The organism is Ruegeria sp. Ofav3-42, from assembly GCF_022347725.1.
Taxonomy (GTDB): Bacteria; Pseudomonadota; Alphaproteobacteria; order Rhodobacterales; family Rhodobacteraceae; genus Ruegeria.
Window position 1 is genome coordinate 349,573 of sequence record NZ_JAKRGB010000003.1, and the last position, 24,066, is coordinate 373,638.

The window sequence follows — 24,066 nt, forward strand, 5'->3', positions numbered from 1 at the left end:
GTCTGGATTCGACGGCCAGACAGCTAATAGGATCAGACGACGTTTATGAGTTCTCGCAAGTTCAGCACTACGCGCGATATCCTGAGGTTCGAAGGCACGGACAAGGCCGCCTATTGGCGGCGGTTTGCAATGTTGCTGACCCTTTCCGTTGTGATCGCCACAATGGGCATGTTGCGAAACTCAGGCGCGGTGGTGATCGCCGCGATGCTGGTCGCGCCGCTGATGACACCAATCCTGGGCGTTGCGGCCGCCATGGTCATGGGATGGCTGGGCCGCGCGTTCAAACTGGCCTTGATTGTCTGCGGTGCGGCGCTGATCAGCGTCTTTCTGGCATGGTTTCTTGTCTACGTCGCAGATGTGCCACGCGGTATCCTGATCCCCGATCAGGTTCTGGCCCGAACTGATCCCGGCACCGAGGATCTGATCGTTGCTTTGGCTGCCGGAGTGGCCGCTGCCTACGTTCAGATCAACCGGTCCGAGGTCAGCCTGCTTCCCGGTGCGGCCATCGGCGTCTCGCTGGTGCCGCCCCTGTCTGCTTCGGGTGTCCTGCTGTATTTCGGCGAACCTGCCGAGGCCTATGAGGCCGGATTGTTGTTCGCAACAAACCTTGGCGCGATCATTCTGTCCGCCTGCGCGGTTTACATCGTGTACGCGGCGCGCGCCGTGGTTTTCAGCAAGGGTCGGCGCAAACTGAACTTCACCGCCAGCGTGGTCGTGACACTGGCATTCCTTGCCTTCGTTGTTCTACAATTGGGAAAGTCCACCTACAATCGATACCTAGAAACCCGGACCGAGGCGCAACTGGCGCAGGCAATCCGCGATTGGGCAGATCCCGTTTCGGTCGAGATCATCCGCGTCGACGTGAATGCCAAACGCAAACACGCGGATGTTTGGCTGATTGTCGATCTACCGATCGAAGCGGCGTACAAAGTCTCCTCGATCGCGGGGTTGTTACCCGAGTCGCTGCGGGAAACGCCGTTGATCGATGCGCTCCGCGATGAACTGGGCCCCGGGTATCTGGTCGTGGTTCGGTTCCAGAACAGAATCGGCGCGCAAGTCATCTTGGGAACCGAAAACGTCCAACAGGCCCCCGACGTTGAGGAAATCTCGGAAGATAACTAACAGGCGGCTCTAACTGAGCCTGTAATTTGCTTTGCGGGATGGTCAACGGATGAAAGCTTTGCCATAGCTGTCACAACTCCGACTTCAGATCCCGAGGCCCCCATGACCCAGATCATCCACACGCTTTCCGAGATTTCAGACCGCTACAAAGCGTTGTTCGTTGACCTGTGGGGGTGCGTTCACAACGGTATCACTGCATATCCCGAAGCTGTCGCAGCACTACAGCAATACCGGGCGCAAGGTGGGATCGTCGTGCTGGTCACGAACTCTCCTAAACCGCGGGCAGGCGTGGCCGATCAGCTTGGGCAGTTCAACGTCCCCGCCGACGCCTACGACACTATCGCCACCAGCGGGGACTCGGCGCGATCTGCGATGTTCCGCGGAGCGGTTGGGCACAAAGTCTATTTCATGGGCGAATGGGAGCGCGACGCGGGTTTCTTTGAGCCCCTGAAACTACTGCACCACCCGATCCACATCGAACGCGTCCCGCTGGATGAGGCCGAAGGTATCGTGTGCTGCGGGCCGTTCGATCCGATGGCTGACCCTGCCGTCAACCGCCCCGATTTCCTGTATGCCAAGCAGAAAGGCATGAAGTTGCTGTGTGCGAACCCGGACATTGTCGTGGACCGGGGTGAAGTGCGCGAATGGTGCGCAGGTGCGTTGGCGAAGCTGTTTACCGAAATGGGGGGCGAGAGCCTGTACTTCGGAAAACCCCATCCACCGATCTATGATCTGGCACGTCGCCGGCTGCAGGAACTGGGTCACGACATCCCCGATGGCGACATTCTGGTGATCGGCGACGGGCCACATACCGACATTTTGGGCGGAATGGGAGAGGGTATTGATTCTCTGTTTATCTCGGGCGGATTGGCCGCCGCAGAAACAAAAACTGAGCACCATCCGCACCACGAATCCCTAAGTGATTATATTGCAAGGGAAAAGATAAACCCGACCTACACGATCGGCCGCTTGAGATAGTCAGAAAAGACTTGATTTTCTGCAGTTGCGAAGTAATAAAGTTGCCAAACGGGGGCGGCTTGCGTTGTTTTGTTGCCCGATGAACTCAAGTGAGGGCGACATGTTGGATAATCTTCCACGCGGCACGATCTGTATTGAAGACATCGAAATGGGCATGACCCGCCACCTGCGCAAAGTGGTGACGGACGAAGATATCGAGATGTTCGCGCAGGTATCGACGGACCGGAATCCGGTACACCTGGACGACGACTATGCCCGCGATACGATCTTTGAAGGGCGTATTGCCCACGGGATGCTGACGGCGGGTCTGATCTCGGCTGTCATCGGTGAGCAACTGCCGGGCCACGGTACGGTTTACATGGGCCAGTCTCTCAAGTTTCTGGCCCCGGTACGCCCCGGCGACATGGTCTATGCCGAGGTCAAGGTCATCGATATCGACTTTGCCAAGCGCCGTGTAAAACTGGATTGCCATTGCGCGGTCGATGGCAAAAAGGTGCTGGTGGGCGAAGCGATGGTACTGGCTCCATCGCGCAAGTTCGACTGAACTACATCGCTTCGACAGGATCACAGGGCGCCGGTCACGGCGCCTTTTTTTGTTGCGAGATTGTTAAGCAAGCCCTTTAAACGCATTAGTAATTTTCGGCGCACCAGCAGCGTTGCCTGACAGAAAAGTGTCAAACCGCCATGCTCCTTTACGATTCCTACGTCATCTGCACCAGCCCGCGCAGCGGAAGCACTCTGCTGTGCAAGCTGTTGTCTCAAACCAACTTGGCAGGCAGGCCATCCTCATACTTCCATGCACCGTCTGTGCCTGAGTGGCTGAATTACTTTGGGCTTAACGCTGCTGATTTCGAAGACCGCGCGCAGGCATTACGCGCAGTTTTCAAGGCGGCACGCACACAGGGGACTGCAGGAACAGGTATATTCGGGCTGCGCCTGCAGGGGCAAACTCTGGACTTCTTCCTGGCGCAGCTACGCTTACTACACCCAGCCGCAAACAGTGACACTGCGCGGATCAGTTCGGAATTCGGCAGGACGCTGTTCATCCACCTGTCCCGCAAGGACAAGCTGGAGCAAGCGGTCTCGTTTGTGAAAGCGGCGCAGACCGGCCTCTGGCATCGAAACGCGGACGGCACCGAGATGGAACGAACGGCCCCGCCTGCCCGTCCGGAATTCGATAGTGTCGAAATCGCCCACCGCAAGAAAGAGTTCGAGGGTATGGATCATCGTTGGCGAGACTGGTTCTTAACTCAAGACATTGATCCGTTGCAGGTGGACTACGATCATCTGGCCGCCTCGCCCGCGCAGGTGGTGGCTGACATTCTGGCGCAACTGGGTCTTGATCCAAACGTGCCCTTCGACATCGAACCGCCCACATCCCGGTTGGCAGATGCCACAAACCGGGAATGGGTCCGGCGTTTTCTGTCTGAAAGCCGCGCTTAGGCCCCTTGAAGCCATAGTGCCAATCAGGTGCTTGAACACAGCCTTCAGTCCCGCTAGGCAAGCTCCATGCAGATCATCCGGGATTTCCAGTTTGTCGAGCCAGAAGACCGCGGTGCCAGTGTGGCCATCGGGAACTTTGATGGCGTGCATGTCGGCCACCAGTCAGTCATTGAACTGGCAAACAGCGTGGCCCCCGATGCACCATTGGGCGTACTGACGTTCGAACCGCACCCACGCGAATACTTTGCGCCTGACTCTCCGCCGTTTCGTCTGATGCGCGGCAATGCCCGCGCGCACCGGTTAGAGAAGCTGGGAGTGCAAAAGCTGTACGAATTGCCATTCAATGCGGCCCTTGCAGGGCTGACACCCGAGGAATTTGCCCGAAACGTCATCTGCGAAGGCCTTGGCCTGTCACATGTGGTGGTCGGTGCGGATTTCTGTTTCGGTAAAGGGCGCAGTGGCACCGCCGAAGACATGGCCCGGTTTGGGCAAGAGATGGGTTTTGGCGTGACCATTGCGCCGCTGATGGAACGGTCCGACGACGTCGTATCTTCGACCGCGATCCGCAAGGCACTGACCGATGGCCGCCCTCGCGACGCCGCCGCAATGCTGGGCCACTGGCACCGCGTCGAAGGTGAGGTGATCGGCGGCGAGCAACGCGGGCGCGAACTTGGTTTCCCCACCGCCAACATGTCCATCGAAGGGCTTCACCCGCCGAGATTTGGCGTCTATGCCGTGCTCGTCGATGTGCTGGATGGCCCCCATCAGGGCAGCTATCATGGCGCGTCCTCGGTCGGGACGCGACCGATGTTCAACGGCGAAGTGCCCAACATCGAAACCTTCCTGTTTGATTTCTCGGGCGATTTGTACGGGTCGACGCTCTCTGTCGGACTGGTCGAGTATCTGCGCCCCGAAATGACGTTTGACGGGCTGGACGGGCTGATCGCCCAGATGAACGCCGATTGCGACAAAGCCCGCTCCCTGCTGGCCGCACTATGAGTACCGACCCGATCGATCGCGGCGGGCTGTCGCCCCGGTTCTGGGAACGCAAACCGCTGACGAAGATGAACCAGCGCGAATGGGAAGCGCTGTGCGATGGCTGCGGCAAATGCTGTCTGAACAAGCTTGAAGATGAGGATACTGGCGAGGTCGCCCTGACCTGCGTCGCGTGCCGCCTGCTGGATGATGAAAGCTGCCGCTGCACGCAATACGATATCCGCCACCAATTCGTGCCGGAGTGTATCGTGATGAAACCGGACAACATCGACGATCACGCCTACTGGTTGCCGCAGACCTGCGCCTATCGGTTGTTGTGGGAGGGGAAACCTCTTTACGATTGGCACCCCTTGATATCTGGTACGCCGGATAGCGTGCACGCCGCAGGTGTCTCGGTTCAGGGGCGCACGGTGTCTGAGTTCGAAACCCCCATGGAAGAGTGGGAAGACTATATCATTGAGGAGCCCAGCTGATGTATTTCGCTTCTGACAATTCCGGGCCGGTTCATCCGCAGGTTATGGCCGCTTTGAACGAAGCCAATCAGGGCTATCAGATGGCCTATGGCGCGGACACTCTGATGAACGAAGTCCGGGATCGCATTCGCGGGATTTTCGAAGCACCCGGAGCAGCCGTATATTTGGTCGCCACCGGTACGGCGGCGAATTCACTGGCATTGGCAACGCTGGCCCGGCCGTGGGAAACGGTGTTCTGCTCGCCCGTGGCCCATATCCACGAGGATGAATGCAACGCGCCCGAATTCTATAGCGGTGCCAAACTGACGCTGGTTCCGGGCATTGACAAGATGACTCCCGAGGCGCTGCGCCGCTCGATTCTGGCCGAGGAGACCCGCGGAGTTCATGGACCTCAGCGCGGGCCGGTCTCGATAACACAGGTGACGGAGCGCGGGTCGGTCTATTCTCTGACTGAATTGCAGGCGCTGTGCGGTGTGGCAAAGGAATACGGCCTGCCAGTGCATCTGGATGGCGCGCGTTTCACCAACGCTTTGGTGGCGCTGAACTGTTCTCCGGCCGAGATGACATGGAAGGCGGGCGTCGACGCGGTCAGTTTTGGCGGCACCAAGAACGGATTGATGGGTGTCGAAGCCGTCGTTTTCTTTGACGAATCCAAAGCCTGGGAATTCGAACTGCGTCGCAAGCGCGGTGCGCATCTTTTTTCCAAGCATCGCTATCTTTCCGCACAGATGGCTGCGTATCTGAATGACGACCTGTGGCTGCAGTTGGCAAGAATGGCCAACGCAAACTGCGCTCATCTGGCCGATGGGCTACGCGCCAAAGGGGCGACCTTCCTGCACGAACCGCAAGCCAACATGATCTTTGCGCAGTTTTCCCGAGCGCGGCATAAGCAACTGCACGAGGCGGGCGCGGTCTATCACCTGTGGGGTGCGGAATTGGACGGCGCAGATGACAATGAGATTCTAGCCTGCCGCCTAGTCTGCGACTGGTCCATCAGCTCGGACGATATCGATAAATTCCTTGCTTTGTTGTGAGCAACGCTGGGGGATTGCCTCCCCTTGAAACTTTCAGGACACTCACATCAAGACGACTGAGGCAAATCGCACCAGAACTGTTGGACAACGCCTGCCACGTGCTGGGGGTGCGTGATCGGCACCATGTGCCCACCCCCCGAAACAACTTCGGCTCGGGCGTTGGGAAGTCGTCGGCAAAGACCCTCGCCAATTGCAGGCACAACCGGGTGCGTCTCTGACCCACTAACAATGAGGATCGGCATGGTAACCCGATCCAGAACACCAGCGTTCAACATCCCCTTTTGATCGCGAAACAAGACGTCATCTACGGCCGGAACAACGTGAACGCCGCGGGTCATGGCCGCTCGTGTTTTCTCCGGCAGATCAGGCCAGCGCGGGCCGGCATCTGCGCCCCACATCCGGTTGAACAACCGAGCCGCCAGCGCCATATCTCCAGCGGCAAACGCGTTGGTAACGGGCTTTATTTCCTCATCATAACGCCCTGTCAGTTCCGGCGCATCCTGGGCGGCAACCGCAAAAAACACTGGCTCGATCAGCACGGCGCTGCGAACCAGGTCCGGCAACCGGGCCGCCAAATGCAAGGCGACCACAGCGCCAAAAGAGTGCCCGATAATGTCCATCGGCTTGGTCAATTGCGCCGCCGACGCTTCTGTTACAAGGTCAAAAAAATCACACTGCTCGTCCCAATCAGGACTTCGGCCATGGGATGGCATATCGGGGGCGATCAATGTCGCTTGCCCGTCCAGTGCGGACGCCAACCCGGACCACGCCCCTGAATGCGCGATGGTGCAGTGCAGAGCGAGCACCTCGCGCGCGCCCTGCCCCAGCGTTCTGACAAACACATCGCTTGACGGGGGGTCGTCTCTCACCCTTTCACTCCGTGAGATGCCGGTCCAAATCATCCAGCCGATCCTGTCCCCAAAACCGCTGATCGTCTTCTGTGATATAGAACGGCGCGCCAAAAACGCCGCGGTCCACGGCCTCTTCCAGATTGGCGGCGTAGGTCTCAGCACCGACAAGCAAACCACTATCGGCAAGTCCCGGATCAAACCCGGCTTGTGTCAGGCACTCACGGATCACATCATCCTGCGCGATGTCCTTTTCCTCGGCCCAGCAGGCCCGCACGAAGGAATGGGCCAGTTTGCCGACATCGCCCGAACCGTCCTTGATCGCCGCAATAATCGCGTACGAAGATGGTGCCGCGTTGGTTGGCCAATGCGCTGGCTGCAGATTGAACGCCATTCCCAAATTCTTCGACTGGCGCAAAAGCTCCTGCGCCCGGTACTCAATGCGCGAGATGTGCCGGTCCTTCGGCGGGGTTCCACCCGTGCGTCCGAACAGCGCGACGATATCCAGCGGTTTGTAGCTGATCGTTGCACCATGTTTGGCCGCAATCTCTTCTAGGCGCGAGCCTGCCAGGTAGGTGTATGGCGAGAGTGTCGCAAAATAGTAGTCAATGTTGGCCATGTGCACTTTCTCCGCTGCGTTATCTTTGCGAGACGGTAAGGCCATGCTAAGCGGTGTCAACATCACGAATCTGTCACATTGCCATTGCTGCCCGGGGACCTCAGCCGATGCCGACACTCAACGAACCCAAGCTAATCGCTGGGAACGCTAACCTTCCTCTTGCCGAATCCATCTCGCGACGCATGAGCCTGTATCGCGGTGTCGATCAGAATCTGGTCGATGCACGGGTCGAGCGCTTCAACGACGGCGAGATCTTCGTCGAAGTGTTCGAAAACGTACGCGGCGAGGACATGTTCATCGTCCAGCCAACGTCGAACCCGGCAAACGACAACCTGATGGAGCTGCTGATCATCGCCGACGCTTTGCGCCGCTCGTCGGCCCAGCGGATCACCGCCGTGATCCCCTATTTTGGTTACGCCCGTCAGGACCGCCGCACCAAGGCCCGTACGCCGATCAGCGCCAAGCTGGTGGCTAACATGTTGACCGGAGCAGGGATCGAGCGGATCCTGACCATGGACCTGCACGCCGCGCAGATTCAGGGTTTTTTCGACATGCCAGTCGACAACCTCTACGCGTCACCAATCTTTGCGCTGGATGTGAAGCACCAATTCCAGAACAATCTGGACGAGCTCATGGTCGTATCACCCGACGTAGGCGGTGTGGCCCGTGCTCGCGAACTGGCCAAGCGCATCAACGCCCCGCTGTCGATCGTGGACAAACGCCGCGAAAAGGCAGGCGAAGTGGCCGAGATGACCGTGATCGGTGACGTGAAAGACAAGATCTGCCTGATCGTGGACGACATGTGCGACACCGCCGGCACGCTGTGCAAAGCAGCTCAGGTCCTTTTGGATAACGGCGCTAAGGAAGTGCACTCCTACATTACGCACGGCGTCATGAGCGGCCCGGCGGTCGAGCGTGTGACCAATTCGGTGATGAAGTCCCTGGTGCTGACCGACACGATCCAACCAACCGCAGAAGTCGCCAAAGCGAAGAACATCCGCATTGTTCCGACCGCGCCGATTTTCACTCAGGCGATTCTCAACATCTGGAACGGAACGAGTGTATCCTCGCTGTTCGAGGACAAAACCCTGACTCCGATCTACGAGTCGATGTATCACATGGACTGACCGAGTTGGGCGGCGTAACAGCCGCCCTTTTTCGTCAACACAAGAAGGCAGGACATTCCCGTGACAGCCTCAAAACGTATTGTTCTTTCCAGCGACCACGCGGCCATCGAGTTGCGCCGGGCGGTCGCCGACCACGTCGCAGCACAAGGCTGGGAGGTCGTGGACATCGGACCCAAAACACCTGAAAGCACGCATTATCCAGTTCACGGAAAAGCCGCAGCGCTCGCTGTTGCTTCGGGCGATTGCCAACTTGGAATCGTCCTTTGCGGCACCGGTCAAGGGATCATGATGGCAGCCAACAAGGTTCCGGGCATCCGCTGCGGCGTATGCTCTGATGCCTTCTCGGCCCGCATGATCCGCGCGCATAACGACGCCAACATGCTGTCCATCGGTGCGCGTGTGGTAGGCGAAGGTCAGGCCCTGGACATCGTCGATGCGTTTTTGGAGGCCGAGTTCGAAGGCGGCCGCCATGCAACCCGCGTGGACATGATCGAAAGCAACGACGACTGAGGTCGCTTGCCTCCGTACCCGGACAATTTTTGCCAGACCTGAAACGGGGTCTGGCTTTTTAGTTTCAACCACCCGTTTTTTTAACAGTCAGTTATCCCTGAACCGCTTTGGCAAACGCCGAAAAATCAGGAGGCTGAGCATGCCAAAGAACCCCAAAGGCTTTGCATCCACTGCGATGCCACCAAAGTCATTCTCGGACAGTTCACACCGCACGATCTCGCAAATACCAGCATAGCGCGTGCCAGATACGGCCTGTCTTACAGCCGCTTCAGCCTGCTCAAAATCGTAAACACTGAAACCGAAACTGACCTCATCCGCCCCAATCTCAGCGCCTTCCCATTCTCCCAGATTGGCAACGGTCAATGCGCTCTCGATATGCTCCATCGCGGCGTTGCGGAAATCCAAAGCCTGGGCGCTGAACGCGCTACGGTCAGTGATGTCCGGAATGTCGGCTATGCTGTAGATAATCTCAATGCTCTTGTCGGACATGCCTTAAACCTAATTGCTTTCAATTCATTCCGGCGATGATCCGTGATGAAAAGGGCATTTTCATGTTGGCCCGAGACGAACAACACAAATTGGCGAAATCTCAAGTCACTGAAGAAGGAGCCAATCCAACGCAATGGCGCCTCTGCCCTTAAGAGATATTCCAGTCATCCTCATGCGCCACCTCTCCGATGGCGGTCCAGGTCACGCGGATGCGCGCGATGCGGGTGTCGGACCAGGTGCGGAAAACGGCGCTGAAGCCTTCGGGGGTGATGTTCTCTGCCATAACTTCAGCCCGCAAAGCAGAAGACGTATCCACATCCCACAGGGACACACCGATCTGAACCGCAGGTATAGAACGGAACGGTTGGTTGAATGTTATGGCCGACCGTCGCTCGCGCGGGCCTTCACCCGTCCACATTTCGCCGCCATCGGCGAATTCGGAAAACAGTACGGCCTCGCCTTGGTCGATACCAATAGGATGGGTTCGAAACGTCTTCATTCATTTGTCTTTATCTATGTATTTCCGCACCTTAACTCAGCGCCGTGGTAATATCACGATAAAAAAACGGCCCCGAGTATACGGGGCCGATTCTAACTGTCTAAATGCGACGAGCCTTAAAGGCTCATATGCGTTCCAAGGGCTTCCATGTCGGCCAGCAGCTTGGCGGCATCGTCGACGATCGTCTGATCATCGCCTTCCTTTGCCGCGTCGTGCGAAGCGCGCGCCTCGGCGATCAGGTCGTCCAGATGCGACCGGGTCACTTCGGCAACCGGAATGGCCTTTTCGGCCAGAACCGACAGGCCATCGCCGTTGATCTGGGCAAACCCTCCGGTGACCAGGTATTCGCTGGCTCCTTCGGGTGCCTCAACCTTCAGCAGACCGGGGCGCAGCGTGGTGATGGTGGGGGCATGGTCAGGCATCGCCGTCATGTCCCCGTCCGCGCCGGGAATCTGGACCGCCGTCACGCTGAGCGAAGCTAGGCTCCGCTCGGGGCTGACGAGGTCGAATTGCATCGTGTTTGCCATCAGGGATACTCCTTAGGCAGCTTCTGCGGCCATCTTCTCCGCTTTGGCGACCACATCGTCGATGCCACCAACCATCAGGAAGGCTGCTTCGGGCAGGTGATCGTATTCGCCGGCCACAACAGCCTTGAACGAAGAGATGGTGACATCCAGAGCAACCTGAACACCCGGCGAACCGGTGAAGACTTCGGCCACGTCGAACGGCTGCGACAGGAAGCGTTCGATCTTACGGGCACGAGCCACGGTCAGTTTGTCCTCTTCCGACAGTTCGTCCATGCCGAGGATGGCGATGATGTCCTGCAGCGATTTGTAGCGCTGGAGGATCTGCTGAACGTCGGTCGCAACCTTGTAGTGCTCTTCACCAACGATGGCCGGGTCGAGCAGACGCGAGGTCGAGTCCAGCGGGTCAACCGCCGGGTAGATACCCTTTTCCGAGATCGCACGGTTAAGAACGGTAGTCGCATCCAAGTGAGCAAACGAGGTTGCCGGCGCAGGGTCGGTAAGGTCGTCCGCAGGCACGTAGATCGCCTGAACCGAGGTGATCGAGCCCGACTTGGTCGAGGTGATGCGTTCCTGCAGGGCGCCCATGTCGGTGGCCAGCGTCGGCTGGTAGCCCACCGCCGAAGGAATACGACCCAGCAGAGCCGAAACCTCGGAGCCCGCCTGCGTGAAGCGGAAGATGTTGTCGACGAAGAACAGAACGTCGGTGCCGGACTGGTCGCGGAACTGCTCGGCTAGAGTCAGACCGGTCAGAGCAACACGTGCACGGGCTCCCGGAGGTTCGTTCATCTGACCGTAAACCAGGGCCACCTGCGATTCCGACAGGTTGTCCGGCTTAATAACGTTCGATTCGATCATCTCGTGGTACAGGTCGTTCCCTTCACGGGTCCGTTCACCAACACCCGCGAACACCGAGAAGCCCGAGTGCACTTTTGCGATGTTGTTGATCAGTTCCATGATCAGAACGGTTTTACCAACGCCGGCACCGCCGAACAGACCGATCTTACCGCCTTTGGCGTAGGGGGCCAGCAGGTCAACAACCTTGATGCCGGTGACCAGAACTTCCGACTCGGTCGACTGTTCATCAAAGGTCGGTGCGGGCTGGTGGATCGCGCGGGCTTCGGTCGCCTCAACCGGGCCTTTTTCGTCGATCGGCTCACCAACCACGTTCAGGATGCGGCCCAGAGTGGCATTACCAACCGGAACCGAGATCGGAGCACCGGTGTCGGACACTTCTTCGCCACGGACCAGACCTTCGGTCGCGTCCATCGCGATGGTACGGACAGTGTTTTCACCCAGGTGCTGAGCAACTTCCAACACCAGACGCTTGCCGTTGTTGGTGGTTTCCAGCGCGTTCAGAATTTCAGGCAGCTGATCTTCGAAGTGCACGTCGACGACGGCCCCGATGATCTGTGTGACTTTGCCTTTTGCATTCGCCATGTTTCGTCTCCGGTTTTCTTACAGCGCTTCGGCGCCGGAAATAATTTCAATCAGCTCGTTGGTGATCACGGCCTGACGCGAACGGTTGAACTGGATCGTCAGCTTGTCGATCATCTCACCCGCGTTGCGTGTCGCGTTGTCCATCGCGGACATCCGTGCACCCTGTTCAGACGCTCCGTTTTCGAGCAGAGCCGAGAAGATCGCGGTCGCAACCCCCTTGGGCAGCAGGTCGGCCAGAATGGCCTCTTCGCTGGGCTCGTAATCGAAGACCGCACCGCTGTCGTCACCCTCGGTTTCCTCAAATGAGGCGGGGATAACCTGCTGTGCCGTCGGGATCTGAGTCACAACGTTGACGAACTTCGAGTAGAAGATCGTTGCAACATCGAACTCACCCCCGTCGAAGCGAGACAGGATGTCCTTCGCGATGTCCTGCGCGTTGGTGTAGCCAATGCGCTTGAACTCGCTCAGGTCGACATGTCCAACGAACAGATCGCCAAGATCACGCTTCAGCGCGTCGCGGCCCTTCTTGCCAACGGTCAAAACTTTGACCGTCTTGCCCTTCAGGCGCAGCTCTTCCGCCTTCTGACGGGCCAGCTTGGCGATGTTCGAGTTGAAGCCGCCGCAGAGACCGCGTTCGGCTGTCATGACAACCAGCAGATGGACATCATCACTGCCCGTACCACGGAGCAGCTTGGGGGCGCTGTCGCTGCCCCCGACCGAAGCCGCCAACCCCGCCATCACGGCATTGAACCGCTCGGCATAGGGACGCGAGGCTTCGGCAGATTCCTGGGCGCGGCGCAATTTTGCAGCCGCGACCATCTGCATGGCCTTGGTGATCTTGCGGGTCGATTTGACCGACTCGATCCTGTTTTTAAGGTCCTTAAGATTTGGCATATGCCCGCCTCTCCCTTAAGCGAAGGTTGCGGCGTATTCGTCCAGCGCAGCCTTGATCTTGTCGGAAGCGTCACCCTTGACCTTGGGATCTTCGTCCGTGATCCACTGAAGCAGATCCGCGTGTTTGCCACGCAGGTGCGCCAGCAGGCCAGCCTCGTACCGGCCAACGTCGGACACGTCGATCTTGTCGAGGTAACCGTTGGTACCCGCGAAGATGACGCAAACGATTTCAGCGTTGGTCAGCGGCGAGTACTGCGGCTGTTTCATCAGCTCGGTCAGACGTGCACCACGGTTCAGCAGCTGCTGAGTTGCGGCGTCGAGGTCGGAACCAAACTGCGCAAACGCAGCCATTTCGCGGTACTGAGCCAGTTCCAGTTTAACCGGACCGGCAACCGACTTCATCGAGTTGGTCTGAGCCGAGGAGCCCACACGCGAAACCGACAGACCGGTGTTCACAGCAGGGCGGATGCCTTGGTAGAACAGTTCGGTTTCCAGGAAGATCTGGCCGTCGGTGATCGAAATCACGTTGGTCGGAATAAACGCCGAAACGTCGCCACCCTGAGTTTCGATGACCGGCAGAGCGGTCAGCGAGCCCGCGCCGAAGTCTTCGTTCAGCTTCGCCGAACGTTCCAGCAGACGGGAGTGGAGGTAGAAAACGTCGCCGGGATAGGCTTCACGTCCGGGCGGACGACGCAGCAGCAGCGACATCTGACGATACGAAACGGCCTGTTTCGACAGGTCATCATAGATGATCAGCGCGTGGCGGCCGTTGTCACGGAAGTACTCGGCCATCGCGGTCGCGGCGTAGGGCGCCAGGAACTGCATCGGCGCCGGGTCGGACGCGGTTGCGGCCACAACGATCGAGTAGTCAATCGCGCCGGACTCTTCCAGTTTCTTCACCAGCTGAGCAACAGTCGAACGCTTTTGACCGATCGCAACGTACACGCAGTACAGCTTCTTCGACTCGTCGTCGCCGGCAGCTTCGTTGTAGGTTTTCTGGTTCAGGATCGCGTCCAGAGCAACGGCGGTTTTACCGGTCTGACGGTCACCAATGATCAGCTCACGCTGGCCACGGCCGATCGGGATCATCGCGTCAACCGATTTCAGGCCGGTTGCCATCGGCTCGTGAACCGATTTACGCGGGATGATGCCCGGTGCCTTAACGTCTGCAACGCCACGCTTGGTTGCGTTGATCGGACCTTTGCCGTCCAGCGGGTTGCCCAGACCGTCAACAACGCGGCCCAGCAGCTCGTCACCGATCGGAACGTCCACGATCGAGTTGGTGCGCTTAACAGTGTCACCTTCTTTGATGTCACGGTCGGAACCGAAGATAACGACACCAACGTTGTCGCTTTCCAGGTTCAGCGCCATGCCCATGATGCCGCCGGGGAATTCGACCATTTCACCGGCTTGCACGTTGTCCAGGCCGTATACACGGGCAATCCCGTCACCGACGCTCAGCACGCGGCCGATCTCGGCCACTTCGGCTTCCTGACCAAAATTCTTGATCTGGTCCTTCAGGATTGCAGAAATCTCTGCAGCTTGGATTCCCATTTATCCGACCTCTTTCATTGCATTCTGTAGGGAGTTCAGCTTCGAACGGATCGAGCTATCGATCATTTTCGAGCCCACTTTAACGACAAGACCGCCGATGAGGCTTTCATCAACGGTCGCATTGATTGTCACGGTCTTGCCCACACGCTCGGACAGCGTCTTGGACAGTTTTTCCATTTGCGTCTTGGTCAGCGCCTTGGCCGAGGCGACATCCGCGGTCACTTCGCCGCGCTCATCCGCCAGCATGTCGCGCAGAACCTGCACCAACTGCGGGATGACGAACAGGCGGCGTTTTTCGGCCATCAGACCCAGCGTGTTGCGCAGGATGGTATGCAGACCCATCTTGTCGGCAATCGCGGTAATCGCTGCTTCCTGTTCGGAGCGTGAAACCAGCGGCGAGGCGATCAGGTCACGCAAGTCGGCGCTTTCGCCCAAAGCTGCTGCCAGATCATTGATGCCGGATTCCAGACCTGTGAGGTCGTTATTCTCTTTTGCGATCTCAAAGATCGCTGTGGCATAGCGCTCGGCAATGCCAGTGGAAATCGAAGCTGGTTCGGACACGTCCACCCTTCCGATATTTGAGGCCCCGATTTTGCGTAGCGGCCGCTACCCGGGGCGTGAGGAAACCCCGCCCATGCGGCCGGGGATCAAAATCACCGGGGGTCTAGCAGAGCCGAACTCAGCTAGCAATATATTATCACGGCAAGCACTTTATCCACAAAATGTTTTATTTCAGCCACTTACGATGGGTGCGACCCTTTTATCCGGCTGAGAAGGGCGAAAAATGTTACGAAAGTGTAGGTTTTTGCGATTCCTGTGGCCTTTTTCCCTCAATTTTCGCGATTTGATGCGGGAAAATAGCCTGACGCCTCAGGCCGGTTTCAGCAGACCATCCAGCGCCTTGATCGGCCGGCGCTCCGTGTCTTTCGCGACATTGCCGCTGGGGGGGCGGATATGTTTGGTGACCTCGACCATCAGCACACCGCCCGCCATGATAGTCGGCAACCGCTGCCCGGTCTTTTCGATCAGACTGCCCGACTTCAGCCAGAAACGACGGAAGGACGGCGGCAAGTACAACGCCGAACAATGACGTTCCGGAATGAAATGATGTGCCTTGAGCTGGCTTTCCAATTGCGAAGCCGAATAGGGCCGACCGAATCCGAACGGGGTCTTGTCCGTTCGCGACCACAGCCCTGCCCGGTTCGGCACAATAAAGAACGCCCGGCCACCGGGCCCCAACACACGCCAGCATTCATCCAGCAACTGACTGGGCCTTTGCGACGTCTCAAGCCCGTGCATGACAATTAGCTTGTCGACATGACCGGTTTCGATCGGCCACAGTGTTTCCTCGGTCAGAACGGAAACATTTGGCATTCCTGCAGGCCACGGCATAACCCCCTGCGGGCCTGGCATCAGGCCTATCACGCGCCGCGCATCGGCCAAGTAGGGGCGCAGCAAGGGCACTGCGAATCCGAACCCAACAACGGTTTGACCCTTGGCTTCAGGCCACTGTTGGACCAATCGCCCACGGATCGCCGCCTGCGCCGCACGGCCCAGTGTGCTGCGATAGTAGAAATTCCTCAGATCCTGCACATCAAGATGCATTGCGGACACCCGGTCAATCGGCTTAGCTGGAGGCAGTCTAGCAACGAAAGGGCAAAAGGCCATGCCTCTTGAGATCGTTACCATTCCTTGTCTCAGCGACAACTACGCCTTTCTGGCGCATGACGCCGTTAGCGGCAACACCGCACTGATCGACGCGCCCGAGGTCGGGCCCATTCTGGCCGAACTGGACAAGCGCGGATGGGCCCTGTCTCATGTCCTGCTGACGCATCACCATTGGGACCACGTAGACGGGCTGGCCGGTATTCTGGAAAAGCAACCTGCCAAGGTGATCGGGGCCGCAGCGGACGCGCACCGCCTGCCCCCGCTGGATCAACAGGTCAGCGAAGGTGATACGTTCGAGATCGGGAGCGAGCCTGTGCACGTGATGGACGTGTCCGGCCATACCGTCGGACATGTCGCATACTATTTGCCCGCGAGCGCGGTCGTCTTTACTGCCGACAGCCTCATGGCGTTGGGTTGTGGCCGCCTGTTCGAGGGCACGGCGCCGCAGATGTGGGCCTCACTCAGCAAACTGGCTGTGTTGCCGGATGAAACTATGGTATGCTCGGGTCACGAATATACACAATCCAATGCGAAATTTGCCATTACCGTCGATCCCGACAACAAGGCATTGAAGCAGCGCATGGCGGATATTGACCGAGCACGCGCCGCGGGAGAGCCCACCGTACCGTCGATTCTGGCGTTGGAAAAAGCAACAAACCCGTTCTTGCGCGCCGACGATCCGGCGATTCAGGCACATTTGGGGATGCAGAATACCGACCCGGCAGAAGTTTTTGCGGAAATTCGGGCTAGAAAAGACCGCTTCTAATGCCTAAATCGCCTTCTTCACGGCCACGGTCACGTGAAATGTGACTGTCAAGTGAAAGAAAACCCTTGAAGCCGCGCCACGATCAACCAAACTCTAATAGTATGAGGACATGGTTGGATGGGGTGCCGGCCAAAGGCTGCCCCTTTCGACCCAAGACAGAGGAGCACCCGCGTGCCTTCATTCTCGAGCACATTAGAACAAGCCATTCACGCGGCCCTGGCGGCTGCGAATGAACGGCGCCACGAATTTGCTACGCTTGAGCATCTGCTGCTGGCGCTGCTGGAAGAACCCGACGCTATTCGCGTCATGAAAGCCTGCAGCGTTGATCTGGATGAACTGCGCAGCACACTGGTCGAATTCATCGACGAAGATCTGTCAAATCTGGTGACGGATATCGACGGTTCCGAAGCCGTTCCAACGGCTGCTTTCCAGCGCGTCATTCAACGCGCGGCGATTCACGTCCAAAGCTCTGGCCGCACCGAAGTGACCGGGGCCAATGTGCTGGTCGCCATCTTCGCCGAACGCGAAAGTAACGCGGCCTATTTCCTGCAGGAGCAGGACATGACCCGGTACGACGCGGTGAACTTCATTGCGCATGGTGTGGCCAAGGACCCAGCCTATGGCGAGAACCGCTCGGTTTCAGGCGCGGACCAGGTCGAAGAAGAAGTTCAGTCCAACGCAGGTGAAGGCGAGCAGAAAGAAAGCGCGCTGGGTAAGTACTGCATTGATCTGAACGCCAAGTCCCGCGCAGGCGATGTCGATCCGCTGATCGGTCGCGCCGACGAGGTTGAGCGCTGCATTCAGGTTCTTTGCCGTCGCCGCAAGAACAACCCGCTGCTGGTGGGTGATCCGGGCGTAGGCAAAACCGCCATTGCCGAGGGACTGGCACATAAGATTGTGGGCGGCGAAGCCCCAGAAGTGCTGTCCAACACTACTATCTATTCTCTGGATATGGGGGCTCTGCTTGCGGGCACCCGCTACCGCGGTGACTTCGAGGAACGTCTGAAGGCAGTCGTGACCGAATTGGAAGACCACCCCGACGCGGTGTTGTTCATCGACGAGATCCACACCGTCATCGGTGCCGGTGCCACTTCGGGTGGCGCGATGGATGCGTCAAACCTGCTGAAACCTGCCCTGCAGGGCGGCAAGCTGCGCACTATGGGTTCAACCACATACAAGGAATTCCGTCAGCATTTTGAGAAGGACCGCGCGCTCAGCCGCCGGTTCCAGAAGATCGACGTGAACGAACCTTCGGTCGAAGACAGCGTGAAAATCTTGCGTGGTCTGAAGCCCTATTTCGAAAAGCACCACGAGATCAAATACACTGCGGATGCAATCAAAACTGCCGTCGAACTGTCGGCGCGGTATATCAACGACCGCAAGCTGCCCGACAAGGCCATCGACGTGATTGATGAGGCCGGAGCCGCACAGCATCTGGTCGCGGAAAGCAAACGGCGCAAGACAATCGGTGTGAAAGAAATCGAAGCGGTTGTCGCCAAGATCGCCCGCATTCCGCCCAAGAACGTCACCAAGGACGACGCCGAGGTTCTGAAGGATCTCGAAGCCTCGCTGAAACGGGTGGTGTTTGGTCAGGACGAGGCCATTGAAGCGCTGTCCAGCGCAATCAAGCTGGCGCGTGCCGGTCTGCGCGAACCCGAGAAGCCCATCGGCAACTACCTGTTCGCAGGTCCTACCGGTGTTGGTAAGACCGAGGTCGCGAAACAGCTGGCGGATACGCTGGGTGTGGAACTGCTGCGGTTTGACATGTCCGAATACATGGAGAAGCACGCCGTTTCCCGTTTGATCGGTGCGCCTCCGGGATATGTCGGCTTCGATCAGGGTGGCCTGCTGACTGATGGCGTCGACCAGCATCCGCATTGTGTGCTGCTGCTGGATGAGATCGAGAAAGCGCATCCGGACGTGTTCAACATCCTCTTGCAGGTGATGGACCACGGTGAGCTGACCGATCACAACGGTCGCACGGTGAACTTCCGCAACGTGGTTCTGATCATGACCTCGAACGCGGGTGCGCAGGAACAGGCCAAGGCTGCCATCGGCTTTGGCCGTGACCGCCGTGAAGGTGAGGATACCGCCGCGATCGAACGCATGTTCACGCCGGAATTCCGCAACCGTCTGGATGCTGTGATCTCGTTCGCGCCGCTGCCGAAAGAGGTCATCCTGCAGGTCGTTGAGAAGTTCGTCCTGCAGCTCGAGGCACAATTGTTGGATCGCAATGTGACCATCGACCTGACGCCAAAGGCCGCTGAATGGCTGGCTGACAAGGGCTATGACGACAAGATGGGCGCACGTCCGCTGGGCCGTGTCATTCAGGAGCACATCAAGAAACCTCTGGCCGAGGAACTGCTGTTCGGGAAACTGGCCAAGGGTGGCGTGGTACGGGTGTCCGTCAAGAAGGGCGATTTGAACCTGGAAATCCTCGGCCCCGATCAGCCGCGCATTCCGGGCGACAAGCCCCCGCTTTTAACAGCGGACTAATCTTCGTTCTGAGTTCTTAAACTGATCGCCCGGTTGACCCTTCAACCGGGCGATTTCCATTTGTGCGCCAACTAACGCAGTTTTCCGTCCAGTGATGGTTTTTTCGACGGAATCCCAAGCATTGCGCGTTTTAATTTCATAGTCGGACCGCAATGGGGAATTTCATGATCAAAATCATCACCGTATGGAGCATTGCATTCGCCCTTTCCACCGTTGCCGCCATAGCGACAGCGCAGCAAAGGTTTCGTTATCACGATGAAACGGAAACCAGGCCGCTGACCTTGCAAGCGGCAACAGTCGACCCGGGGATCAGCCGCTCTGAGCTAAAGGAATCCCGAACCAATCTACGCGTCTCAGCCAATGGCATTCCGGATCACCTGGTAGGTAAGTTCCCAAACCGGGGGAATCCCCACCAGATTTCCGAACAAAAGGTCAATCTGAAGATTCCTTCCAACCCAAAATCAAATGGGTCTGTCACTCCGCTCAATCTGGGGTGGAACTTTGGCGTGTCCCTGAACGGGGTTGCGTTCGACCCACTGGCCGCCGAGTTTTGGCAGGGGAACCCCCGCTCGGGCTGGTCGTACAATGCGCTGGGTGGCGCTGTCGCATTGGGGCTGGACGAAAACTATGCCCATGTACAACCCAACGGGAAATATCATTATCACGGTATTCCCACAAGTTTGATCGAACTGTTGGACTATGCGCCAAACCGTCATTCGCCGCTGATCGGCTATGCAGCAGATGGTTTCCCGATTTACGCAATGACGGGTGTCGTGAATGGAACCGTGACGCAAATGACGTCGTCATATCGTTTGAAAAGCGGCAATCGCCCCGGCGGCGGCTCACCAGACGGAAAGCACGACGGCACGTTCAATGAAGACTACGTGTATGTCGCTGGCGCCGGAAATCTGGAAGCGTGCAATGGGGCCTTCACCGTATCGCCAGAATACCCCTCGGGCACATACGCCTACTTCCTGACCGAGGCATATCCCGTCGTGCCACGCTGCTTTGCCGGTACGCCAGACGACAGCTTTCGGTTCGGGCGGCGCTGACCAAAACCCAATGTGGTTAACGAGTACCCTGTTACCTTTCGGTGAGTTTCAGCTCGATCCGCCGGTTTTGCGCCCGCGCCTCCGGCGTATCCGCCGGATTGACGGGCTGGAACTCACCAAACCCATTGGCGGCGAGCCGGTTTGGCGGGATGCCCAGCGCTTCGACCATGTACCGCACCACCGACAAAGCTCTGCCCTGGCTGAGTTCCCAGTTGTCGCGGTACCGGCCGGACCCAGCCAGCGGCACGTTGTCCGTGTGACCATCGACGCGGATCACCCAGTTCAGGCCTTCGGGGATTTCGGCCGCCACGCCGCGCAGGATGTTGGCCACCTTTGCAACCTCTTGCCGCCCAATCGGTGACAAAACGGCCGAGCCTGTGTCGAACAGTACTTCCGATGAGAACACAAAGCGGTCGCCTTCGATACGAACACCTTCCTCGTCTCCCAGAACATCACGCAGACGGCCAAAGAACTCCGAGCGGTAGCGCTGCAGATCTTCGGCTTGAGCAGCCAGTTCCTCGTTCTGACCAGACAGAGCTTCGGCCTCGGCCTCCAGCCGTGCGCGTTCGGCCTCTTCCAGCAGACGACGACGACGCTCTTCCGAGGCGGCGCGGGCCAGCGCTGCGTTCAGGTCCTGACCCAGCGTCTGAATGCGGATATCGGCGGCGGCATTCCGTTCTTCATAGTCATCCAGAATCGCTTGCAACCCGCCCAGCTGTTGGCGCAGCGCAGCCATCTGTTGGTTCAGCAATGCAGTTTCGCGTTGCGCTTCGGCGGAAATCTCCTTCTCGGCGGAAATCGCATCGCGGGCAACAGCCAACAGGGCCGCACGCTCTTCCGCCAGCGATCGTTGGGTTTGCGCTTCGGCCTGTGCTTCGGTTTGCGCTGCGAGTGCGGCCTGTAGCTGGTCCCGCAACTCTTCGGTGTTCAACGCACCAAACTGGCGTTCGAGTTCCGCTTTGGCGGCCCGCGCAGCCGCCAGCAATGTCAGCGTATCCTCGGCCTCTTTACGCTGCGCTTCCAGAGCCAGCGTCATGGCTGTCAGTTCGGCGTCGGCATCCTGTAGCCGATTGCGCAGGTTTTCGGCAGCAGCTGCCTCGGCCAGTTTGGCGGCCTCTTCCGCGCTCATCTGCTCCTCCAGCTCTCCGATCCGTGTGGCCTGAGTCGTTTCGCTCTGTTCAAGGTCCGCGACTAGAGCTTCCAGCGCCTCACGTTGGGCTGCAGCAAGCCGCGCAGCTTCGGTCTGTTCGTCAATCTCGGCCCGGCTTTGCGCCAATGCCAGATTCAGCGCCTGCTGTTCATCCAGCAATTCCGCTTGCTGGGATTCCAGCGTGGCGATTGCACCGCGCGCCCGCTCCTGATCGGCCAGCAATGCGGTAACCTGAGCTTCGAAATCGGTGATGCGCGCCTGCGACAGGGCCAGATCCACTTCGGCCCGCGCCAGAGAATCTTCGGTTTGCGACAAGGTTGCATTCAGCGCCCCAAGACGGGCTTGCAACCGGCTGTTTTCGCGCTCTTCCAGACCCAACGCCCCTGCCAGCGCTGCGACCTCATCGGACAGCGCGGTCAGTTCGTCCTCTTGCCCGGAAATGGTTTCGCGCAACACGAACTGCACCACCATGAAGATGGTCAGAACAAAGGTCAGCACCATCAACAGCCCTGTGATCGCGTCAACAAAGCCCGGCCAAACCGACCCTTGAAAACGCTGACCTGTGCGGCGGGACAGAGCCATAAGTTACTCTCCTTCCGGAGCGGTGCGTACGGCGCCTCGAGGTAATGTCAGAGCTTTGACCAGCAGTTCGATATCCTTGCGCATCTCGCTCATGCTTTCCTGACGGCCAGCCGAGATTTCTTCGAGAATACGCAGCAGTTGCACGTCCATCGATCGCAGACGCATCCGGCTTTCGGCGTCGATGCCATCACCAGTGCCCTGTTCGCGCATGTGATCCAGCAGCGCATCCTGACCAAGCGCGACGCGTTCCAGTGCGGCTGTTACACCTTCGCTATCGGACTGCCGAACATTCATTTCACCGATGGCGTCGGCCAACTGACCCAACTTGGACGAAACCGTAGCCCGGTCCGCTTCCTGCGCCGAGAACAGATCCTGCAGCGCGTCCATCTGTTCGGACATGGCATCCAGAACGGGCGTCAGCACGGCGATCTCCGCACCGCCCTCGTCCCCTGCGGCAAAGCCAACCCGAGTGATCGACGACAGCCATTCCTCAAGCTCGCGGTAGAACCGGTTCTGGCCATGGCCCGCAAACAGTTCCAGCAGCCCCACGATCAGTGATCCGGCCAAACCCAAAAGGGATGAACCGAATGCCACGCCCATGCCTTGCAACTGCGCCTCAAGTCCAACCATCAGGCGGTTGAACACGGCCAGGCCTTCTTCACCCTCTTGCGGGTTCAGGCTGCGAATCGTGTCAACGATAGCAGGAACCGTGGTTGCCAGACCAAAGAACGTGCCCAAAAGACCCAGATAAATCAGTACGTTGGTGATATAACGCGTGATCTCACGCTCTTCCTCGACCCGTTCAGCAACCGAATCCAAAATCGAGCGGGTGGACGTTGAACTGATCTGCGATCTCGCGCCCCGTTCCCGCAGCAGCGAGGCCAGCGGCGCCAGTAGTTGCGGCGTACGGGCATCTTCGCGGACGACACCGCCGACAAAAGCCTCAATCCAGCGGACCGAACCGATCAATTGCGTCACCTGATAGAAACAGGCGAATACGCCGATCACAAACACCAGAATGATAAAGCCGTTCAGGTAAGGGTTTGCCTGAAAAACCGGCATGACATAGGGCAGCGCCATGAAGACGCCCAAGCCTGCCAGGCCAATTGCGACTAACATCATCACAATCTGTCGAATGGGATGCGAGAAATGGGGTCTCGCGCCCTGATGTGCCTGCGCCATGCGCGTTGATCCTGAATTTGCCTGCTCTGGCCCGAATCTAGCGAAAATCAGCCGGTGACGCCAAGGGTTTATGCGGTGATGTTGCGCACCCGTTGCGCTAACCACTCAAGATCAGGATCGTGCAGGTCGATCTCAGCCAGATGTTCGGCCGTGTTATACAGATATTCCGTATTCGGCCCACGCCCACCAACCGCATGAGCGATGATCTGTGCTTGCTCCTCAAGTGGCAGGCCACCGCAATATTGCACGTGGTCAGCATCGATCACGTAGGTCACTGCGTTGACGACCACGCCACTGTTCAAATGCACATCCAGCATCTTCTCTACATAGGCCGAGGAAATCAGTTCACGCTCGCGCAATTCCTGCAAAGTTCTGTCTTCATGCCCCGCCTCAACCGCGAGCGCCAGACCTGTGCAGTTGGCATCCGCTTGTTCGTCCAGCGCCAGTACAAGACCAGGGTGTTCTTCGGTTCCGCGATGGTGGATCGAGCTCATGCAAAAGGACCGCGCATAGCCATGCAAAGTGGCGTGCTCACTGCGGGCCACGGGAAAGCCCGGATTCCACAGCAGTGATCCATATCCGAAAACCCACATCGTCATAGCTCTGGTCCTTGCCCGTTT

Annotated in this window: 25 protein-coding genes; 12 read left to right on the plus strand and 13 right to left on the minus strand. The window is 58.4% G+C overall.

Annotated features, from left to right (window positions below):
- Positions 1-45 precede the first annotated feature (45 nt).
- The 7 genes from MHN28_RS07100 (at position 46) to MHN28_RS07130 (ending at position 6,046) form a co-directional block, all read left to right on the plus strand.
- Entirely contained in the window at positions 46-1,122 is a 1,077-nt protein-coding gene (locus MHN28_RS07100) for a DUF389 domain-containing protein (protein WP_239337455.1), read from the plus strand.
- Between the two features lie 102 nt (positions 1,123-1,224).
- Positions 1,225-2,100 (plus strand): HAD family hydrolase, encoded by an 876-nt coding sequence (locus MHN28_RS07105; protein ID WP_239337458.1) that lies wholly within the window; start codon positions 1,225-1,227, stop codon positions 2,098-2,100.
- 100 nt (positions 2,101-2,200) lie between these two features.
- Positions 2,201-2,644: a MaoC family dehydratase gene (locus MHN28_RS07110; RefSeq protein WP_058275996.1), complete on the plus strand. Its 444-nt coding sequence runs from the start codon at positions 2,201-2,203 to the stop codon at positions 2,642-2,644.
- 140 nt (positions 2,645-2,784) lie between these two features.
- A complete protein-coding gene (locus MHN28_RS07115; RefSeq protein ID WP_239337461.1) occupies positions 2,785-3,543 on the plus strand; it encodes a Stf0 family sulfotransferase in 759 nt (252 codons plus the stop codon).
- A gap of 66 nt (positions 3,544-3,609) precedes the next feature.
- Positions 3,610-4,542, plus strand: coding sequence for a bifunctional riboflavin kinase/FAD synthetase (locus MHN28_RS07120; protein WP_239337463.1), 933 nt, complete (start codon positions 3,610-3,612; stop codon positions 4,540-4,542).
- The gene (locus MHN28_RS07125) at positions 4,539-5,012 is read left to right on the plus strand and encodes a YcgN family cysteine cluster protein (protein WP_239337465.1); all 474 of its coding nucleotides are present in this window, start codon (positions 4,539-4,541) and stop codon (positions 5,010-5,012) included. The genes MHN28_RS07120 and MHN28_RS07125 overlap by 4 nt, the downstream gene beginning before the upstream one ends.
- Positions 5,012-6,046 carry a low specificity L-threonine aldolase gene (locus MHN28_RS07130; RefSeq protein WP_239337467.1) on the plus strand — a complete coding sequence of 345 codons (1,035 nt, stop codon included), beginning with the start codon at positions 5,012-5,014 and terminating at the stop codon, positions 6,044-6,046. Before MHN28_RS07125 ends, MHN28_RS07130 begins: the two co-directional genes overlap by 1 nt.
- 47 nt (positions 6,047-6,093) lie before the next feature.
- Here the strand turns inward: MHN28_RS07130 and MHN28_RS07135 are convergent, their stop codons facing one another.
- Entirely contained in the window at positions 6,094-6,915 is an 822-nt protein-coding gene (locus MHN28_RS07135) for an alpha/beta fold hydrolase (RefSeq protein ID WP_239337469.1), read from the minus strand.
- 4 nt (positions 6,916-6,919) lie between these two features.
- Complete coding sequence (locus tag MHN28_RS07140; protein ID WP_239337471.1) at positions 6,920-7,513, minus strand: 2-hydroxychromene-2-carboxylate isomerase; 594 nt, start codon at positions 7,511-7,513, stop codon at positions 6,920-6,922.
- A 107-nt stretch (positions 7,514-7,620) separates the two neighbouring features.
- On the opposite strand from MHN28_RS07140, the gene MHN28_RS07145 reads away from it, so the two are divergent.
- Positions 7,621-8,640: a ribose-phosphate pyrophosphokinase gene (locus MHN28_RS07145; RefSeq protein WP_239337473.1), complete on the plus strand. Its 1,020-nt coding sequence runs from the start codon at positions 7,621-7,623 to the stop codon at positions 8,638-8,640.
- A gap of 60 nt (positions 8,641-8,700) precedes the next feature.
- The gene (rpiB, locus tag MHN28_RS07150) at positions 8,701-9,150 is read left to right on the plus strand and encodes a ribose 5-phosphate isomerase B (RefSeq protein ID WP_239337474.1); all 450 of its coding nucleotides are present in this window, start codon (positions 8,701-8,703) and stop codon (positions 9,148-9,150) included.
- Between the two features lie 87 nt (positions 9,151-9,237).
- Here rpiB and MHN28_RS07155 read toward each other — a convergent pair whose 3' ends face one another.
- The 8 genes from MHN28_RS07155 to MHN28_RS07190 all read right to left on the minus strand — a co-directional run bounded on the left by MHN28_RS07155 (position 9,238) and on the right by MHN28_RS07190 (position 16,155).
- Positions 9,238-9,639, minus strand: coding sequence for a hypothetical protein (locus MHN28_RS07155; RefSeq protein WP_239337475.1), 402 nt, complete (start codon positions 9,637-9,639; stop codon positions 9,238-9,240).
- A 148-nt stretch (positions 9,640-9,787) separates the two neighbouring features.
- Complete coding sequence (locus tag MHN28_RS07160) at positions 9,788-10,138, minus strand: H-type lectin domain-containing protein (RefSeq protein WP_239337477.1); 351 nt, start codon at positions 10,136-10,138, stop codon at positions 9,788-9,790.
- 116 nt (positions 10,139-10,254) lie between these two features.
- The gene (locus tag MHN28_RS07165) at positions 10,255-10,665 is read right to left on the minus strand and encodes a F0F1 ATP synthase subunit epsilon (protein ID WP_239337479.1); all 411 of its coding nucleotides are present in this window, start codon (positions 10,663-10,665) and stop codon (positions 10,255-10,257) included.
- A gap of 12 nt (positions 10,666-10,677) precedes the next feature.
- Positions 10,678-12,102: a F0F1 ATP synthase subunit beta gene (atpD, locus tag MHN28_RS07170; protein WP_239337480.1), complete on the minus strand. Its 1,425-nt coding sequence runs from the start codon at positions 12,100-12,102 to the stop codon at positions 10,678-10,680.
- Between the two features lie 18 nt (positions 12,103-12,120).
- Positions 12,121-12,996 carry a F0F1 ATP synthase subunit gamma gene (locus MHN28_RS07175; protein WP_239337481.1) on the minus strand — a complete coding sequence of 292 codons (876 nt, stop codon included), beginning with the start codon at positions 12,994-12,996 and terminating at the stop codon, positions 12,121-12,123.
- A 15-nt stretch (positions 12,997-13,011) separates the two neighbouring features.
- Positions 13,012-14,550 (minus strand): F0F1 ATP synthase subunit alpha, encoded by a 1,539-nt coding sequence (atpA, locus tag MHN28_RS07180; RefSeq protein WP_239337482.1) that lies wholly within the window; start codon positions 14,548-14,550, stop codon positions 13,012-13,014.
- Positions 14,551-15,111 carry a F0F1 ATP synthase subunit delta gene (locus MHN28_RS07185; RefSeq protein ID WP_239337483.1) on the minus strand — a complete coding sequence of 187 codons (561 nt, stop codon included), beginning with the start codon at positions 15,109-15,111 and terminating at the stop codon, positions 14,551-14,553.
- Positions 15,112-15,420: 309 nt separating this feature from the next.
- Positions 15,421-16,155 carry a class I SAM-dependent methyltransferase gene (locus tag MHN28_RS07190; protein ID WP_239337485.1) on the minus strand — a complete coding sequence of 245 codons (735 nt, stop codon included), beginning with the start codon at positions 16,153-16,155 and terminating at the stop codon, positions 15,421-15,423.
- A 61-nt stretch (positions 16,156-16,216) separates the two neighbouring features.
- Here MHN28_RS07190 and gloB point away from each other — a divergent pair, with 61 nt between their 5' ends.
- From gloB to MHN28_RS07205, 3 genes are all read left to right on the plus strand, one after another.
- Positions 16,217-16,984 carry a hydroxyacylglutathione hydrolase gene (gloB, locus tag MHN28_RS07195; RefSeq protein ID WP_239337487.1) on the plus strand — a complete coding sequence of 256 codons (768 nt, stop codon included), beginning with the start codon at positions 16,217-16,219 and terminating at the stop codon, positions 16,982-16,984.
- 171 nt (positions 16,985-17,155) lie between these two features.
- A complete protein-coding gene (gene clpA / locus MHN28_RS07200; protein ID WP_239337489.1) occupies positions 17,156-19,480 on the plus strand; it encodes an ATP-dependent Clp protease ATP-binding subunit ClpA in 2,325 nt (774 codons plus the stop codon).
- 164 nt (positions 19,481-19,644) lie between these two features.
- Positions 19,645-20,532 (plus strand): YHYH protein, encoded by an 888-nt coding sequence (locus MHN28_RS07205; protein ID WP_239337490.1) that lies wholly within the window; start codon positions 19,645-19,647, stop codon positions 20,530-20,532.
- 31 nt (positions 20,533-20,563) lie between these two features.
- On the opposite strand, the gene MHN28_RS07210 is transcribed toward MHN28_RS07205, so the two are convergent.
- From MHN28_RS07210 to MHN28_RS07220, 3 genes are all read right to left on the minus strand, one after another.
- Complete coding sequence (locus tag MHN28_RS07210; protein ID WP_239337492.1) at positions 20,564-22,264, minus strand: peptidoglycan -binding protein; 1,701 nt, start codon at positions 22,262-22,264, stop codon at positions 20,564-20,566.
- 3 nt (positions 22,265-22,267) lie between these two features.
- Positions 22,268-23,446, minus strand: coding sequence for a biopolymer transporter ExbB (locus tag MHN28_RS07215; protein ID WP_239337494.1), 1,179 nt, complete (start codon positions 23,444-23,446; stop codon positions 22,268-22,270).
- Positions 23,447-23,514: 68 nt separating this feature from the next.
- A complete protein-coding gene (locus tag MHN28_RS07220; RefSeq protein ID WP_239337496.1) occupies positions 23,515-24,045 on the minus strand; it encodes a gamma-glutamylcyclotransferase in 531 nt (176 codons plus the stop codon).
- Positions 24,046-24,066: the final 21 nt, after the last annotated feature.